The 15,335-nt window shown below is 43.2% G+C and carries 8 protein-coding genes; 7 read left to right on the plus strand and 1 reads right to left on the minus strand.

All coding sequences use genetic code 11. The features are described from left to right. Positions 1–59: 59 nt before the first annotated feature. The gene (gene phnD, locus MSG38_RS04640; protein ID WP_248401160.1) at positions 60–1,016 is read right to left on the minus strand and encodes a phosphate/phosphite/phosphonate ABC transporter substrate-binding protein; all 957 of its coding nucleotides are present in this window, start codon (positions 1,014–1,016) and stop codon (positions 60–62) included. A 266-nt stretch (positions 1,017–1,282) separates the two neighbouring features. On the opposite strand from phnD, the gene MSG38_RS04645 reads away from it, so the two are divergent. From MSG38_RS04645 to MSG38_RS04675, 7 genes are all read left to right on the plus strand, one after another. Further along, positions 1,283–2,002: a FadR/GntR family transcriptional regulator gene (locus tag MSG38_RS04645; protein WP_017061478.1), complete on the plus strand. Its 720-nt coding sequence runs from the start codon at positions 1,283–1,285 to the stop codon at positions 2,000–2,002. A 729-nt stretch (positions 2,003–2,731) separates the two neighbouring features. Further along, positions 2,732–4,510 carry a transporter gene (locus MSG38_RS04650; protein ID WP_248336689.1) on the plus strand — a complete coding sequence of 593 codons (1,779 nt, stop codon included), beginning with the start codon at positions 2,732–2,734 and terminating at the stop codon, positions 4,508–4,510. A gap of 218 nt (positions 4,511–4,728) precedes the next feature. Further along, positions 4,729–6,807 carry a DUF4962 domain-containing protein gene (locus MSG38_RS04655; protein ID WP_248401162.1) on the plus strand — a complete coding sequence of 693 codons (2,079 nt, stop codon included), beginning with the start codon at positions 4,729–4,731 and terminating at the stop codon, positions 6,805–6,807. A 655-nt stretch (positions 6,808–7,462) separates the two neighbouring features. Further along, a complete protein-coding gene (locus MSG38_RS04660) occupies positions 7,463–8,344 on the plus strand; it encodes an NAD(P)-dependent oxidoreductase (RefSeq protein ID WP_048607064.1) in 882 nt (293 codons plus the stop codon). A gap of 1,031 nt (positions 8,345–9,375) precedes the next feature. Beyond that, on the plus strand, positions 9,376–11,247 hold the full coding sequence (locus MSG38_RS04665) for a methyl-accepting chemotaxis protein (protein WP_248401164.1): 1,872 nt from the start codon (positions 9,376–9,378) through the stop codon (positions 11,245–11,247). Positions 11,248–11,484: 237 nt separating this feature from the next. Then, positions 11,485–13,239: a polysaccharide lyase family 7 protein gene (locus tag MSG38_RS04670; protein ID WP_086969649.1), complete on the plus strand. Its 1,755-nt coding sequence runs from the start codon at positions 11,485–11,487 to the stop codon at positions 13,237–13,239. Positions 13,240–13,666: 427 nt separating this feature from the next. Next, positions 13,667–15,235, plus strand: a complete 1,569-nt coding sequence (locus MSG38_RS04675) for a polysaccharide lyase family 7 protein (RefSeq protein WP_248401166.1) — start codon at positions 13,667–13,669, stop codon at positions 15,233–15,235. Positions 15,236–15,335: the final 100 nt, after the last annotated feature.

Raw genomic sequence — 15,335 nt, forward strand, 5'->3', positions numbered from 1 at the left:
GCGATTACACCTGCAGTTAGTTTTATCGGTGTGTGATTGGCTTTTTAGTTCGGTTGAACTTAGCTACACGTGTAAGAGACTTTGTTTGCCGTATCGATAGTGCGGATCACTTCCCAGTGCTCTTTGTAAGTAATAGGAACGAACTGCGCTTCGCCGTTACGTTCAAACTCTTCTTGAAGCTTTGTGCCTTCCCAATCGAAAGTGAAGAACGCTTTTTGAATCTTCTCTTGTAGCTCTGGCGTCAGGTTGTGCGCGGTGCCGTAAGCGGTAGTCGGGAAGGTTTGAGATTTGTAGATGCTCTTGATTTGGTCTTCTTTCACAACATCGCGTGAAAGCATGCGGTTCAATACTGAGTTAGCAACTGCTGCAGCATCGTAATCTTTGTGCGCCACACCCAAAATAGAGTTGTCGTGTGCGCCAGAGAATGCTGGTTTGAAATCTCGGTCAGGTTGAAGTTGGTATTCAGCGTCCAAAATCGCAGAAGGTGCTTTGAAGCCAGAGTTAGACGTTTGTGATGTGAACGCCAGGTTCTTATCTTTTAGGTCTTCCACTTTCTCAATGCCAGAACCTGGGTAAGTGATGATTTCCATTTCATAACCGAAAGAGCCATCTTCTGCAGCCATCATTGTGAATGGGGCAAAGCCTGCACAGTTAACCGCTAGTGGTGTAGAACCTGTGTTGAAACCTGCGATATGTAGGCGACCTGAACGCATTGCTTCGATTTGAGCAGCGTTATTTTGAACAGGGAAGAAACGAACCGTTTTTTCCGTTGTTTTTTCTAGGTGGCTCAAAAACTCGCTCCACACATCAGCGTATACTGCAGGATCTTCAACTGGCGTATAAGCAAAAATTAGCGTGTTTGGGTCAACCCATTGTGATTCATCTTGAGGAACATCAGCAACCAAGTTGCCAGAGCGATCTTCGTATCGTGTATCCATTGCTAATGCAGAACCAGAAAAAATCAGCGCAGCAGTAATAGTGCTCTTAAGCGTGAGATTTGTTTTTGTCGGTTTCATTATTTCAGTCCAATTGAGTGATTTCTTGGGAAGGGAGTATAGAAATCGAGGATGACAGAACCGATGCATTTTGATGACGGATTTATGAATGGTGTAACATAATGTTTCTAGCTGTGTGGAGTTAGATGCTTTATAAGTGTTTGATTCATTGAATAAATTAATAGAGCACGACTCGTTGCTAATTTACTCAATTGGCGCTAGGTTGAAATCCTGTTATAGTGATCCTTAAATAATACATAAACATAACATATAAAATAAGTGAACTTATGGTTAGCACTTTTAATTCAATCTCGGGCTCGAAGCGCAGCCTGCACGTGCAAGTAGCGCGTGAAATCGCTCGTGGAATCTTGTCTGGTGAACTGCCACAAGGTTCTATTATTCCTGGTGAAATGGCGCTGTGTGAACAGTTTGGTATCAGCCGTACGGCACTTCGCGAAGCTGTTAAACTACTGACTTCTAAAGGTCTGTTAGAGTCCCGCCCGAAAATCGGTACTCGTGTAGTGGATCGCGCATACTGGAACTTTCTTGATCCTCAACTGATTGAATGGATGGATGGTCTAACCGACATAGACCAATTCTGTTCTCAGTTTTTAGGCCTTCGCCGTGCGATTGAACCTGAAGCGTGTGCATTAGCTGCAAAATTTGCTACTGCTGAGCAACGTATCGAGCTTTCTGAGATCTTCCAGAAGATGGTTGAAGTGGATGACGCAGAAGTGTTTGACCAAGAACGTTGGACAGACATCGATATTCGTTTCCATAGCTTGATCTTTAATGCGACAGGTAACGATTTCTACCTGCCATTCGGCAATATTCTGACTACGATGTTCGTTAACTTCATCGTGCACTCTTCTGAAGAGGGCAGCACATGTATCAATGAACACCGTAGAATCTATGAAGCGATTATGGCTGGCGACAGTGAAAAAGCTCGTACAATGTCAGCTGCTCACTTGCAAGATGCTAACCACCGTTTAGCTACTGCAAGCTAAACACGGTTTTCAACTTCATTTGAACCAGTCAAAAAGGTATGCCAAGTGTATGCCTTTTTTGTTTTTAGGAAGCGTGTTGCACCATGTGTGGCACTGTTTTGGTTCACGCCCGCTTAACTCCTTCTTAAGTTAATTCCTTCTTGTATACGTCTAGCGGTCGTTCTCTTTACCATCATAATAAAAATAATATTACGCTCGATATTCGTTTTTAGACACTCGAACTCCCCTCATATAATTATGCGTCATCCATGATTTTTCATTTTTGTATACTTTGAATCTACCATCGTTTGAACTGGATATGCCTCTTCTATATTGATTAATTTAAGTTGAATTCTAATGAAATTACCCACTCTCAATAGATAAAAAACACTGGTTTATTGTGTGATGAATGAGGGTGATTTAGCTCTGATTTGGCTTTTATTATTTTTGAGGATTTTATAGTTATATGTGTTTGGTTGTATTTGTTAATAAGTGTGCAAAGTCTCACTTTTTTATAAGTCTTTGATTTTAATGGGTGTGATGTTCTTTGGCCTTGGTTTTTTGAGTTTTTACCTCAAACACCAGTAATTGCCTTAATGGATTGGCCATATTCCATCCTATGTCATATATATAATTAACTTAATCAATCAAAATAAGATCGCCATCACTTATTTGGATTATTGTACTACAAATAAAGTTTGAGATTTCCTATAGTCCTCGTAACAAAATACAACGGACAAAGGATACACGATGGAACTCAACACGATTATTGTCGGCATTTATTTCCTATTCTTGATTGCGATAGGTTGGATGTTTAGAACATTTACAAGTACCACCAGTGACTACTTCCGCGGGGGCGGTAACATGTTGTGGTGGATGGTTGGTGCAACCGCCTTTATGACCCAGTTTAGTGCATGGACATTCACCGGTGCGGCAGGTAAAGCGTATAACGATGGTTTTGCAGTAGCGGTAATCTTCGTAGCTAACGCATTTGGTTACTTCATGAACTTCGCATACTTTGCTCCAAAGTTCCGTCAACTACGTGTAGTAACGGTAATCGAAGCAATTCGTATGCGTTTCGGTGCGACTAACGAACAAGTATTCACTTGGTCTTCAATGCCAAACAGTGTTGTTTCTGCCGGTGTATGGTTAAACGCACTAGCAATCATCGCTTCTGGTATCTTCGGTTTCGACATGACAGCAACTATCTGGATTACCGGTTTGGTTGTATTGGCAATGTCTGTAACGGGTGGCTCATGGGCGGTAATCGCATCTGACTTTATGCAGATGGTTATCATCATGGCAGTAACCGTGACATGTGCTGTTGTTGCTGTTGTTCAAGGTGGCGGTGTTGGTGAAATCGTGAATAACTTCCCTGTAGCGGAAGGCGGTTCTTTCCTTTCTGGTAACAACATTAACTACTTAAGCATCTTCAGCATTTGGGCATTCTTCATCTTCGTGAAGCAGTTCTCTATTACTAACAACATGCTTAACTCTTACCGTTACCTAGCGGCTAAAGACTCAAAGAACGCGAAGAAAGCGGCGTTACTAGCGTGTGTGCTAATGCTTTGTGGTGTATTTATCTGGTTCATGCCTTCTTGGTACATTGCAGGTCAAGGTGTCGACCTAGCAGCAGCTTACCCAGAAGCAGGTAAAAAAGCGGGTGACTTTGCTTACCTATACTTCGTACAAGAATACATGCCAGCAGGTATGGTCGGCCTTCTAGTTGCGGCGATGTTTGCAGCGACAATGTCTTCAATGGATTCTGGTCTAAACCGTAACTCAGGTATCTTTGTTAAGAACTTCTATGAACCAATCGTTCGTAAGGGTGCGGCTAGCGAAAAAGAACTAGTAACGGTTTCTAAGATTACTTCTGCCGTGTTTGGTATCGCTATCATCCTTATCGCACAGTTCATCAACTCGCTTAAAGGTTTGAGCCTGTTCGATACAATGATGTATGTAGGTGCACTTATCGGCTTCCCAATGACAATTCCTGCATTCCTTGGCTTCTTTATTAAGAAAACACCGGACTGGGCTGGTTGGGGTACGCTAGTAGTTGGTGGTTTTGTTTCTTACTACGTAGGTTTCGTTGTTAACGCTGAAATGGTGTCTTCAATCTTTGGTCTAGAAGAGCTAACAAGCCGTGAATGGTCTGATGTTAAGGTAGCTATCGGTCTGATTGCTCACATTACGCTGACAGGTGGTTTCTTCATCCTATCAACTCTGTTCTACAAGCCATTAACTGAGAAGCGTCAAGCAGACGTTGATAAGTTCTTCGGCAATCTGTCTACTCCATTAGTTGCGGAGTCAGCAGAACAGAAAGTACTGGATAACAAACAGCGTGAAATGCTTGGTAAACTGATTGCGGTAGCGGGTGTCGGTATCATGCTAATGGCTCTACTTACTAACCCAATGTGGGGACGTCTAGTCTTTATCCTTTGTGGTGTGATTGTTGGTGGTGTTGGTGTGCTATTGGTTAAAGCGGTCGATGACGGCGGTAAGCAAGCGAAAGCAGTAACCGAAAGCTAATATAGAGAAAACGTTTATAATAGAATGCGACGACTCGAAAGGGCGTCGCATTTTTTGTTCTGCGAAACGGAAAAACTGTCAGGTGGAAGATATCTGACCTAAATCACGAAAACTGTACAAAATGGTTCAATCGAACCGAAATAGATTCAATTGTCCTACAATAAGACGTATATTATTGCTAATTCCTTTCAATCAACTTGAAAAATAAGTGAGTTAGAATGAGCGACCAAAAATCTCTTGATGCAATCAGGAAGATGAAGCTGGAGAATGATACTTCAGCAGGTAATCTTGTAGACCTACTCCCTATCGAAGTTCAAACACGTGACTTCGACCTATCATTCCTAGACAACTTGAGCGAAGCACGTCCACGTCTTCTTGTTCAAGCAGATCAGTTAGAAGAATTCAAAGCGAAAGTGAAAGCTGATGAAGCTCACTGCATGTTTGATGATTTCTACAATAACTCGACAGTTAAGTTCCTTGAGACTGCTCCTTTCGAAGAGCCTCAAGCGTACCCAGCTGAGACGGTAGGTAAGGCTTCTCTATGGCGTCCTTACTGGCGTCAAATGTACGTTGATTGCCAAATGGCACTGAACGCGACACGTAACCTAGCAATTGCTGGTGTTGTGAAAGAAGACGAAGCGCTAATTGCTAAAGCAAAAGCTTGGACTCTAAAACTGTCTACGTACGATCCAGAAGGCGTGACTTCTCGTGGCTATAACGATGAAGCAGCTTTCCGTGTTATCGCGGCTATGGCTTGGGGTTACGACTGGCTACACGGCTACTTCACAGATGAAGAACGTCAGCAAGTTCAAGATGCTTTGATTGAGCGTCTAGACGAAATCATGCACCACCTGAAAGTGACGGTTGATCTATTGAACAACCCACTGAACAGCCACGGTGTTCGTTCTATCTCTTCTGCTATCATCCCAACGTGTATCGCGCTTTACCACGATCACCCGAAAGCAGGCGAGTACATCGCATACGCACTAGAATACTACGCAGTACACTACCCACCATGGGGCGGTGTAGACGGCGGTTGGGCTGAAGGTCCTGACTACTGGAACACACAAACTGCATTCCTAGGCGAAGCATTCGATCTATTGAAAGCATACTGTGGCGTAGACATGTTTAACAAAACATTCTACGAAAACACAGGTGATTTCCCGCTTTACTGCATGCCTGTTCACTCTAAGCGCGCGAGCTTCTGTGACCAGTCTTCAATCGGTGATTTCCCAGGTCTAAAACTGGCTTACAACATTAAGCACTACGCAGGTGTTAACCAGAAGCCTGAGTACGTTTGGTACTACAACCAACTGAAAGGCCGTGATACTGAAGCGCACACAAAATTCTACAACTTCGGTTGGTGGGACTTCGGTTACGACGATCTTCGCTTTAACTTCCTTTGGGATGCACCTGAAGAGAAAGCACCATCGAATGATCCACTGTTGAAAGTATTCCCAATCACGGGTTGGGCTGCATTCCACAACAAGATGACTGAGCGTGATAACCATATTCACATGGTATTCAAATGTTCTCCGTTTGGCTCAATCAGCCACTCTCACGGTGACCAAAACGCATTCACCTTGCATGCATTCGGTGAAACGCTAGCGTCAATCACTGGCTACTACGGTGGTTTCGGTGTTGATATGCACACTAAATGGCGTCGTCAAACGTTCTCTAAGAACCTTCCACTATTTGGCGGTAAAGGTCAGTACGGCGAGAACAAGAACACGGGCTACGAAAACCACCAAGATCGCTTCTGTATCGAAGCGGGCGGCAACATCTCTGATTTCGACACTGAATCTGATGTGAAGATGGTTGAAGGTGATGCAACAGCGTCTTACAAGTACTTCGTTCCTGAAATTGAATCTTACAAGCGTAAGGTCTGGTTTGTTCAAGGTAAAGTCTTCGTAATGCAAGACAAGGCAACGTTTTCTGAAGAGAAAGACATGACTTGGCTAATGCACACAACTTTCGCAAACGAAGTGGCAGACAAGTCTTTCACTATCCGTGGCGAAGTTGCACACCTAGACGTAAACTTCATCAACGAATCAGCTGACAACATCACTTCAGTTAAGAATGTTGAAGGTTTTGGCGAAGTTGACCCATACGAGTTCAAAGATCTTGAAATCCACCGTCACGTTGAAGTGGAATTCAAGCCATCGAAAGAGCACAACATCCTGACGCTTCTTGTTCCTAATAAGAACGAAGGCGAGCAAGTTGAAGTGTCTCACAAGCTTGAAGGCAACACGCTAATGCTCAATGTTGACGGTGAAACGGTTTCAATTGAACTGTAATTCGCTGAAGTAACAGAAGCTAGATATTAAAAACTCCGAGTGAAAGCTCGGAGTTTTTTTGTTTGGCTAGCCAGTTAAATTGGATAAGTCAGTTAAGTTGTATTAGCTGGCAACGTCGGGAACCCCATCAAGTTGAAAGAAAACTAAATGGCCAAGAGATCAATCGCTTCTCGATGCCAAGTCAGTCGCTCGAGGGTTAAACCTGGAAGCTGATAAACACAAAGGCTGGGTATGTACTTAGCCACTATGCTCAATGAAATGTGCAGGAGTGGTATACGAGACCCGCATGTCTCGCTTTGTTAAAAGAATAGGGCGCCAACCCCTTTTTCCTAAAAACTGATATGACTTACTTCTGCGTGAATAGTCTAATCACTGGCTGATTACGGGAATAGTGAACTATACATAGGTAATGGCGTAGCTTGTGCTTACTAATCGTATGACATTTAACGTATGTTATTTCATCAATGGACGGTTTTTAAAGTGGCAAATAGTTCCTGTAAGTACAAAGCGTGACCCATATTTTCTCGTAAAGTGAACCCCCGTCACAACTTACGTCTAACCATTAAATCAATGCCCTAAAACTATTGCGTAACGAGAAAGACGTAGTTATTATAATGAGCATATAATCATACAATACTATATTTGGAGTTTGAACATGACTAAACCTGTAATCGGTTTCATTGGCCTAGGTCTTATGGGCGGCAACATGGTTGAAAACCTGCAAAAGCGCGGCTACCACGTAAACGTAATGGATCTAAGCGCTGAAGCTGTTGCTCGCGTTACAGATCGCGGCAACGCAACTGCATTCACTTCTGCTAAAGAACTAGCTGCTGCAAGTGATATCGTTCAGTTTTGTCTTACAACTTCTGCTGTTGTTGAAAAAATCGTTTACGGCGAAGACGGCGTTCTAGCGGGCATCAAAGAAGGCGCAGTACTAGTAGACTTCGGTACTTCTATCCCTGCTTCTACTAAGCAAATCGGCGCAGCTCTTGCTGAAAAAGGCGCGGGCATGATCGACGCACCTCTAGGTCGTACTCCTGCACACGCTAAAGATGGTCTTCTGAACATCATGGCTGCTGGCGACATGGAAACTTTCAACAAAGTTAAACCTGTTCTTGAAGAGCAAGGCGAAAACGTATTCCACCTAGGCGCTCTAGGTTCTGGTCACGTGACTAAGCTTGTAAACAACTTCATGGGTATGACGACTGTTGCGACTATGTCTCAAGCTTTCGCTGTTGCTCAACGCGCTGGTGTTGATGGCCAACAACTGTTTGACATCATGTCTGCAGGTCCATCTAACTCTCCGTTCATGCAATTCTGTAAGTTCTACGCAGTAGACGGCGAAGAGAAGCTAGGTTTCTCTGTTGCTAACGCAAACAAAGACCTTGGTTACTTCCTTGCTCTTTGTGAAGAGCTAGGTACTGAGTCTCTAATCGCTCAAGGTACTGCAACAAGCCTACAAGCTGCTGTTGATGCAGGCATGGGTAACAACGACGTACCAGTAATCTTCGACTACTTCGCTAAACTAGAGAAGTAATCGACGTACGACCTCGCTAGGGTATTGCCTGTCTTTTTAGGCGGCGATACCTCAGCGAGGTTCGTTTTTATCTGCCATACCCAACCCTTTGTTCCCTCGTTAAACTCTTCTACTTCCTCAGCTACACCTACTCAAAACCTCTGTTCAACTTTGTTACTGCCTCAATTCCTATTTTTGTTTCTATATCTATTTGTAAATTCAAAGCCTTCTAGCACCCACTCGTTCACTCACTTTTCCTCGCAAGCTTAAACCAGTGCACTTACAGGATTGTTGGTGATGACTTAACACCGCTCGTGTATCGGGCCTGAAAAGAAAGTAAAAAAAAGCCCATACAGCTGGTGACTGTATGGGCATGTTCGGACGAGCCGTCTGGAAAAACAAATGATCAGTAGCAAGTGAAAAAACGAATAACGAGATCCCCCGACAGTTTCTACGTTAAACGCGTTCAATGACCTTAAAGCGGCTGCTTCAATTATCACTTTTAATTGAACAAAAGCATCCAGAAAGAACTTAAGTTATGATTCAAATACACCATAACTTAAGGCTTATTGTATTACAAATAAATTTTAAGATTGAATGCCTTTAGTGAATGGTTAGTTGGTAGAAGTGTGAGTTAAGACTCATTTTTTACTCAGCTGGGTGAGAGGAAGAAGAAGAGTTTCCGAAAAAGTGCTATCGGAGAAATGATGAGTTAATTATCTAAAAATCGATCTATTTGAATGCGTTATGCGTCAATGTTTAACTTGGAATAAAATCCAAACTCATAAATGATACCTATGTCACAGGGCGATTTTAGCCAGTTTTAATATATCAAGATCGCTCACAGAATGGTTGGTCAATTAAACATACAATATTAATTAAATTGATGGTTGTGACGATGGAACGGCATGAACAGGTTTCACTTCCCGTATCTTCGAAAATGCGAAAAATAACCATTTCATTCGGATAAAAATAATAGACATAGGTTGATATGGATGATGAGTTTTATGAATTCAAAATTGTCTCTAGGGTTTAAAGGAAAATTGATTTTAATGGTAGCGATCGTAAGTTCTAGTGCTTTGGCATTTACGAACTGGTTTACGCTTAACTTGGCCACTGAACAGGTAAACCAAACGATTTATAACGAGATTGATCACTCGCTTACGATAGAAATCAATCAAATAGAAAGTACTGTTCAGCGCACCATCGATACCGTTAACTCTGTTGCACAAGAGTTCATGAAATCCCCATACCAAGTGCCGAATGAAGCACTGATGCATTATGCGGCAAAGCTCGGTGGCATTGACAAGATTGTGGTGGGTTTTGACGACGGCCGTTCTTATACTTCTCGCCCTTCTGAGTCTTTCCCTAACGGTGTTGGGATAAAAGAAAAGTACAATCCAACCACTCGACCTTGGTATCAACAAGCCAAATTGAAATCAGGCTTATCTTTTAGTGACCTGTTTTTCACTAAGAGTACTCAAGTGCCTATGATCGGCATGACCTATTCATACCAAGATCGTGTCATCATGGCCGACATACGTTTTGATGATTTGGAAACTCAGCTTGAACAGCTGGACAGCATCTACGAAGCCAAAGGCATTATCATCGACGAGAAGGGGATGGTGGTCGCTTCAACAATCGAAAACGTACTTCCGCAAACCAATATATCTTCTGCAGATACTCAAATGAAACTCAACAGTGCCATTGAACAGCCTGATCAATTCATTGAGGGTGTGATTGATGGCAACCAGAGAATTTTGATGGCCAAGAAAGTGGATATTGGCAGCCAGAAAGAGTGGTACATGATCTCCAGTATTGACCCTGAACTCGCGCTCAATCAGCTGAATGGGGTGATGTCGAGTGCGCGTATCCTTATCGTGGCATGTGTACTTGGCTCGGTGATATTGATGATTTTACTTCTGAATCGCTTCTACCGCCCAATCGTGTCACTGAGAAAAATCGTCCACGATCTATCTCAAGGTAACGGAGACCTGACTCAAAGGCTTGCTGAGAAGGGGAATGATGACTTAGGGCATATTGCCAAAGACATCAACTTGTTCATCATTGGCCTGCAAGAGATGGTTAAGGACGTCAAATTTAAGAACTCGGATCTCGATACTAAGGTACTGAGTATTCGTGAAGGTTGTAAAGAAACCAGCGATGTACTGAAAGTTCACACTGATGAAACGGTTCAAGTGGTCTCTGCGATTAACGGCTTATCTGAAGCATCGAACGAAGTCGAGAAGAGTTCTCAGTCAGCGGCACAAGCAGCAAGAGAGGCCGCTGTGTTCAGTGATGAGACGAAACAGATTAACACGGTGACGGAAACCTATATCAGTGATCTTGAGAAGCAAGTCTGCACCACCTCTGATGACATTCGCTCAATGGCCAATGAAACGCAGAGCATCCAGTCTATCGTGTCTGTGATTGGCGGCATTGCGGAACAAACTAATTTGTTGGCATTGAATGCGTCAATTGAAGCGGCGAGAGCGGGTGAGCATGGTCGAGGTTTCGCGGTAGTTGCTGATGAAGTCCGTGCGTTAGCCAACCGAACTCAAATCAGTACCTCTGAAATTGATGAAGCGCTGTCTGGCTTGCAGTCTAAATCAGATGGTTTGGTTAAATCGATTGAGTTGACCAAAAGCAACTGTGAAATGACGCGTGCTCAAGTGGTTCAAGCGGTAAATATGTTGGCGAAGCTAACGGAACAGATGGAAACGGTGAGTCGTTTTAACAATGACATTTCGGGTTCGTCTGTTGAGCAAAACGCTTTAATTCAAAGCATCGCTAAGAACATGCATAAGATTGAAAGCTTTGTTGAGGAGCTTAATAAGCTAAGCCAAGATCAGTTGACTGAATCAGCAGAAATCAAAACACTTAACGGTAGCGTTAGTGAGTTGATGAGCAGTTTTAAGGTTTAACTTTTCTAATATTTATATTTAAAAATCAACATACTAAGTTTAGTTGTTGATCTGAGAGCCACTCAATAACTTGCGAGTTTAGAGTGGCCTTTCTGCGTTGTTCTTGATTCTAACTCTACGTAATTTCCGTTCATTTCACTTCATTTGCCGCATCTCACATTCTGATAAATAGATAATTGACATAAAATAGTACAAATATACATTATCACTCTACTCTTATGGATAAGTGAGATAAATGTGAATAAGCCAATCTTCGTCGTAGTACTCGCTTCGCTTACGTATGGCTGCGGTGGAAGCAGTTCCGGTGACTCAAGTGACAGTAGTGATCCTTCTGATACCAATAGCCCAGGAACGTCTTATGGTGTTGTTGCTCCCTATGATATTGCCAAATATCAAAACATCCTTTCCAGTTCAGATCTTCAGGTATCTGATCCTAATGGAGAGGAGGGCAATAAAACCTCTGAAGTCAAAGATGGTAACTTCGATGGTTATGTCAGTGATTATTTTTATGCTGACGAAGAGACGGAGAATCTTATCTTCAAAATGGCGAACTACAAGATGCGCTCTGAAGTTCGTGAGGGAGAAAACTTCGATATCAATGAAGCTGGCGTAAGACGTAGTCTGCATGCGGAAATAAGCCTGCCTGATATTGAGCATGCCATGGCGAGTTCTCCCGCAGATCATGATGAAGTGACCGTGCTACAGATCCACAACAAAGGCACAGACGAGAGTGGTACGGGTTATATCCCTCATCCACTATTACGTGTGGTTTGGGAGCAAGAACGAGATGGGCTCACAGGTCACTACTGGGCAGTCATGAAAAACAATGCCATTGACTGTAGCAGTGCCGCTGACTCTTCGGATTGTTATGCCACTTCATATAATCGCTACGATTTGGGAGAGGCGGATCTCGATAGCTTCACCAAGTTTGATCTTTCTGTTTATGAAAACACCCTTTCGATCAAAGTGAACGATGAAGTTAAAGTCGACGAAGACATTACCTACTGGCAGCACCTACTGAGTTACTTTAAAGCGGGTATCTATAATCAATTTGAAAATGGTGAAGCCACGGCTCACTTTCAGGCCCTGCGATACACCACCACACAGGTCAATGGATCAAACGATTGGGATATTAACGATTGGAAGTTGACGATTCCGCCGAGCAAGAATGATTGGTATGAAAATGGTGACGGCGATAGTGCTGCTGAGCTAGAACCTGAGCGCTGTGAATCGAGCAAAGACCTTCTCGCCAACGACAGTGATGTCTACGACAGCGATATTGGGCTTTCTTATTTCAATACCGATGAAGGGAGAATGCACTTTAGAGCAGATATGGGTTATGGCACTAGTACGCAAAACTCTAACTATATTCGTTCTGAGTTAAGGGAGTTGTATCAAAGTAGTACTCAACCTGACTGCAGCACCGGCGATGAAGATACAAGTTGGTATTTGAACGACACACGAACCAATAAAACTAACCATCAGCTCACCGCCACCTTGCGAGTTGAAGATTACCCGAACATCAACAATCAAGATCCAAAAGTGGTACTTGGACAAATCCATGGTTGGAAGATCAATCAAGCATTGGTGAAACTATTATGGGAAGGAGAGAGCAAGCCAGTAAGAGTGATACTGAACTCTGATTTTGAGCGCAACAACCAAGACTGTGATCATTGTGACCCGTTCAGTGTCGAGTTAGGGACTTATTCGGCAAGTGAAGAGTGGCGATATACGATTCGTGCCAATCAAAACGGTGTCTACTTGGCGACTCATGATTTAGATGGAACTAACACCGTTTCTCATTTAATCCCTTGGGGACAAGATTACACAGATAAAGATGGGGACACGGTTTCGTTAACATCAGATTGGACATCGACAGACATCGCTTTCTATTTCAAAGCGGGCATCTATCCACAGTTTAAGCCTGATAGCGACTATGCGGGTGAAGTGTTTGATGTGAGCTTTAGTTCTCTTAGAGCCGAACATTATTGAGTTAGCTGACGTTTGAGTAACAACAATGACTGCTTTAAAGACCATATTGATTCCTAACAATGTGGTCTTTTTTTTAACTGCTGCGACACTTTTTAATGATGTGTTCTGAACGACAAATACTCTGCTCGAGTGATGCAAATTCTTACCATTACCGCTCGGTTTTTTCGCCCTTGATAGCCCATTTCGCATTCTAAATTTTTATATATTGTCTTTTATCAATAGGAAGTGTGATCCAGTTAAAGTATGGAAAATGCGGAAAGTGTTCCCAGTCTCATTTATTCAACGAAGTGTTTTATTTGTATTATAAGATTACGTAATATTTTTGTGTTGTCGCAAATACTGAGAGAATAAACGCCTTATAGCTCATGTTTGCCAATTTTGTTTTCACTTACAAACGCTGCCTTTGTAATATAATAATGGATTAAATATGAAACAAATCACTCTAAAAACCTTACTCGCTTCTTCTATTCTACTTGCGGTTGGTTGTGCGAGCACGAGCACGCCTACTGCTGATTTTCCAAATAACAAAGAAACTGGTGAAGCGCTTCTGACGCCAGTTGCGGTTACCGCTAGTAGCCATGATGGTAATGGCCCTGATCGTCTCGTTGACCAAGACCTTACAACACGTTGGTCATCTGCGGGTGACGGTGAGTGGGCAACACTAGACTATGGTTCAGTGCAAGAATTTGATGCCGTTCAAGCATCTTTCAGTAAAGGTAACGAGCGCCAATCTAAATTTGATATTCAAGTGAGTGTCGATGGCGAAAGCTGGACAACCGTGCTTGAAAACCAACTGAGCTCAGGTAAAGCGATCGGCCTAGAGCGTTTCCAATTCGAGCCAGCAGTGCAAGCACGTTACGTAAGATACGTTGGTCACGGTAACACCAAAAACGGTTGGAACAGTGTAACGGGGTTAGCTGCGGTTAACTGTAGCATTAACGCTTGTCCTGCTAGCCATATCATTACTTCAGACGTAGTAGCTGCAGAAGCGGCAATGATCGCTGAAATGAAAGCAGTGGAAAAAGCACGTAAAGATGCGCGCAAAGATCTTCGTTCAGGTAACTTCGGCGTAGCAGCGGTTTACCCTTGTGAGACCTCAGTTGAATGTGACACACGCAGTGCACTGCCAGTTCCGACAGGCCTGCCAGCGACACCAGTTGCAGGTAACGCGCCAAGCGAAAACTTTGACATGACGCATTGGTACCTATCTCAACCGTTCGACCATGACAAAAATGGTAAGCCTGATGACGTTTCTGAGTGGAACCTTGCTAACGGTTACCAACACCCAGAGATCTTCTACACAGCTGACGATGGCGGTCTAGTCTTCAAGTCTTACGTGAAAGGTGTTCGTACCTCTAAAAATACTAAGTATGCGCGTACAGAGCTTCGCGAAATGATGCGCCGTGGTGACCAGTCTATTAGCACTAAAGGTGTTAACAAGAACAACTGGGTATTCTCAAGCGCGCCTGAATCTGACTTAGAAGCTGCTGCTGGTATTGATGGCGTTTTAGAAGCAACGTTGAAAATCGATCACGCAACAACGACAGGTAATGCGAACGAAGTAGGCCGCTTTATCATTGGTCAGATTCACGATCAAAACGATGAGCCGATTCGTTTGTACTATCGTAAATTGCCAAACCAAGCAACGGGTGCGGTTTACTTCGCACATGAAAGCCAAGACGCAACAAAAGAGGACTTCTACCCTCTAGTGGGTGATATGACGGCTGAAGTGGGTGAAGATGGTATCGCACTTGGCGAAGTGTTCAGCTACCGCATTGACGTTAAAGGCAACACGATGACGGTTACGCTAATGCGTGAAGGCAAAGACGACGTTGTACAAGTGGTTGATATGAGCAACAGCGGCTACGACGTTGGCGGTAAGTACATGTACTTCAAAGCCGGTGTTTACAACCAAAACATCAGCGGTGACCTAGATGATTACTCACAAGCGACTTTCTACCAACTAGACGTATCGCACGATCAATACAAAAAGTAATCTAACCCAATAAACAATAGCCTCCAGCTCCCAGAGTTCGGAGGCTTTTTTTTGTCTATTGTTTTGGCATAAGAGTATTATTCAATTTAATAAAAGAAGG

The organism is Vibrio sp. 1CM24A, from assembly GCF_023161725.1.
Classification (GTDB): Bacteria; Pseudomonadota; Gammaproteobacteria; order Enterobacterales; family Vibrionaceae; genus Vibrio; species Vibrio coralliirubri.

Bases quoted from the DNA above. Each gene is read 5' to 3' on its own strand.
- MSG38_RS04660 (WP_048607064.1), top strand. From the start codon at position 7,463: ATGACTAAACCTGTAATCGGTTTCATTGGCCTAGGTCTTATGGGCGGC.
- MSG38_RS04655 (WP_248401162.1), top strand. From the start codon at position 4,729: ATGAGCGACCAAAAATCTCTTGATGCAATCAGGAAGATGAAGCTGGAG.
- phnD (WP_248401160.1), bottom strand. From the start codon at position 1,016: ATGAAACCGACAAAAACAAATCTCACGCTTAAGAGCACTATTACTGCT.
- MSG38_RS04675 (WP_248401166.1), top strand. From the start codon at position 13,667: ATGAAACAAATCACTCTAAAAACCTTACTCGCTTCTTCTATTCTACTT.
- MSG38_RS04665 (WP_248401164.1), top strand. From the start codon at position 9,376: ATGGTAGCGATCGTAAGTTCTAGTGCTTTGGCATTTACGAACTGGTTT.
- MSG38_RS04650 (WP_248336689.1), top strand. From the start codon at position 2,732: ATGGAACTCAACACGATTATTGTCGGCATTTATTTCCTATTCTTGATT.
- MSG38_RS04645 (WP_017061478.1), top strand. From the start codon at position 1,283: ATGGTTAGCACTTTTAATTCAATCTCGGGCTCGAAGCGCAGCCTGCAC.